This is a genomic window from Halomonas sp. BM-2019 (genome assembly GCF_017584085.1).
In genome coordinates, this window is the sequence record NZ_CP071922.1 from 1,137,083 (window position 1) to 1,140,245 (window position 3,163).

Genomic DNA, 3,163 nt, shown 5'->3' on the forward strand with positions numbered 1-3,163 from the left:
CGACTTCGAAGACGAAGGAAACACCGACATGGACGGTGCGACGTATCCGCCGCCGCAAGCGTTCGCCGAAAAGGCGCACGTGAAAAGCAAGGAGCAGTACGACGAGATGTACCGCAGGTGAGGGGGCTGGAAGCAAGCACGGATGGCCGTGGACGCGTGAGACGCCTGTGTGTGAAAGCAACCGTTCGAGCTGACACGGGTTCCGTGAACTTCACTTCCGCAAGATCCATCGAGGATCCTGCTGGATTCTGGGCCGACATAGCCGAAGATTTCTACTGGCACAAAAAGTGGGACGAAGTGGGACCAGACTACAACTTTGACATGGACAAAGGAGACGTACACATCTCCTGGTTCAGAGGTGCGAAGACCAATGTGTGTTACAACGCGGTGGATCGCCATGTCGAAGCAGGAAGAGGAAACAAGACTGCACTCATCTGGGAAGGAAACTCACCCGAGGAATCGCACACCGTTTCGTTCAGCCAACTCAAAGATAGGGTCAGCAAACTTGCCAATTGGCTGAAAGCAAACGACATCAAAAAAGGAGACGATGTCACTATGTATCTGCCCATGATTACCGAACTGCCAGAGTCCATGCTTGCCTGTGCACGCATTGGAGCAGTGCATTCCGTCGTTTTCGCTGGTTTCTCAGCAGAAGCTCTGGCGAGCAGAATGATTGACTGCAAGACCAAAATTCTTCTGACGTGCAGCAGCGTGATGCGTGGGAAGAAAAAGATTGTCCTGAAGGATATTGTCGACAGGGCTCTGGAAATTTGTGAATCGAAAGGATTCCATGTTGAAACAGTGCTGGTTCACCCGAACGAGAGGGTGGATCCTCGTACAGAGACCAACATGAAGAAAGGACGTGATCGCTGGTGGGATGAAGAGGTCAACCCCATGTCCGCAGATTGTCCCGTGGAATGGGTCGATGCGGAGGACCCCCTGTTCAAACTGTACACCAGCGGTTCGACCGGCACTCCTAAAGGGGTCCTGCATACAACTGCCGGCTACATGGTGGGGGCAGCCACAACGTTCAAGTATGTCTTTGACTACCAACCTGACGATGTGTATTGGTGCACAGCTGACTGTGGTTGGATAACTGGTCACTCCTACCTTACATACGGACCATTGGTGCACGGAGCCACAACTTTAGTGTTTGAGGGTGTCCCCACCTATCCTGATGCCGGAAGGTGCTGGGAAGTGATAGACAAGTGGGGCGTAACGCTGTTCTATACTGCTCCCACGGCGATACGAAGTCTAATGGGATTTGGCGACGAATTTGTGACGAAGTACTCGAGGAAAACCCTGCGTGTACTTGGCAGCGTGGGGGAGCCAATCAATCCTACGGCTTGGCATTGGTACCATTCTGTTGTGGGAGGGGGGCGCTGTCGAATAGTGGATACATGGTGGCAGACAGAGACAGGAGCTCACATGATTACGCCTCTACCTGGTGCCTTTGATGAAAAACCTGGCTCAGCATCCTTCCCCTTCTTCGGTGTGGTGCCTGTGATTGTGGATGAGAAAGGATACGAACTTGAAGGGGAGTGTGAAGGCATTCTCCTTATTAAGAAGCCGTGGCCCAGTATCATGCGCACTGTGGCTGGTGACCATAAGCGCTTTGAAAAGACCTACTTCAGTGCATTCAAAGGATACTTCTTCACCAGCGATGGCTGTCGTAGAGACAAGGATGGATACTACTGGATCACTGGTAGGGTCGATGATGTCATCAACGTGAGCGGTCATAGAATCGGCACAGCTGAAGTGGAAAGCGCACTGGTTTCCCACGAAGGCTGTGTAGAAGCGGCTGTGGTGGGTTATGACCATCCAGTAAAGGGCCAAGGCATCTATGCTTATGTCACACTATTGGATACGCACGAACCCAGTGATGAACTGAAAATGGCGCTGAAGAATGTGGTTCGCTCTGTCATTGGCCCCTTTGCCACGCCGGACGTCATCCATTGGGCACCTGCACTGCCAAAGACAAGGTCTGGGAAAATCATGCGCAGGATTCTGCGAAAGATTGCTGGGAAGAAGGACCACGAGATTGGAGACACATCGACTTTGGCAGATCCACAGGTGGTGGATGTTTTGATTTCGCTCCGAGGTAAGTGAGCACAGTCGATTGACACAAGAGGATTAACAAAAATGGACGGCCCCATACAAATTTATTCCACTTCCATCTGCTCGCTTCACACGCACACATACGAACAGGAGATCTCCTTGCTCTTTGTTGGTGCCACGTAGTGGTAAACGCCCTGCTCTTGTTTGTGTCATTCCAGTTTGGTTTTCCATACGATACCATCCAGTTCCCATTCTTCACCCTTGCCTTCGGCCACCAGCACATGCAAAGATACAAGTTCTGCCTTACCTCCGCCTCCCCTTGCTTTTTCCTCGTTCGCGAAGAGGTTCCGGCTTCCATCAGCGCACTTTTCGTAATACGCACCCAAACGGCACTTGGCTTCCTTTTCAGTGGGTTCACGAAGTTTGATGACCAGTGCATCTGCCCCAAAAACTGGTCCGCAGTCACTCTGGTCGCAGACTGCCAGGGCATCGCCTCCAACTTTTTGCAGTTTCTCCCAGGAAGTTCTCCCGTTGTCTTCCTGTTCAATGCGGAACAAGAAGGCGGCTCTGGACGCACGATTGTCTCCCAGTCCGATCCATCCTTTGGGGTTGTATCCACCGCACACTGTTCCATGGCTTGTTTTTGCCACCACCACTGCCGGTCCACGTCCATCCACGCATTGATGGAAGGCATTGGCGTTCCATCCGTGAGTGTCGGCGTCGTAGGCAAGCTGGAGTTCACGTGTCTCCAGCTGCGTTTTCGCCAGGAGCGGTCGGACGAGCTTCGCCATGGCTTCGTCTCCTTCCACCGGCGCTGCCACTTCTTCCTTGGCGGCTGGACCGTAAGCTTCGGGACACGTGTTCACGTCCATGCGCTTCATTCCCATGGGACTTGCGTCTCGAAGGGCTTCTTCTCCGAACGCACGTGCGAACAAGCGTTCCACCACGTCCTTGGCGTCGCCATCGCCTTCCTTCTTAGCCTGCACCACCTGCCGTCCGGGTCTCCTGCACGGCGGAGGCGCACGTGTCGCGTGCATCCCACGCCAGGCTCGGGTTGTGGCCGAGGATCCGCCAGCGAAGATCCGTCCGTACCGATCGCGGGCGC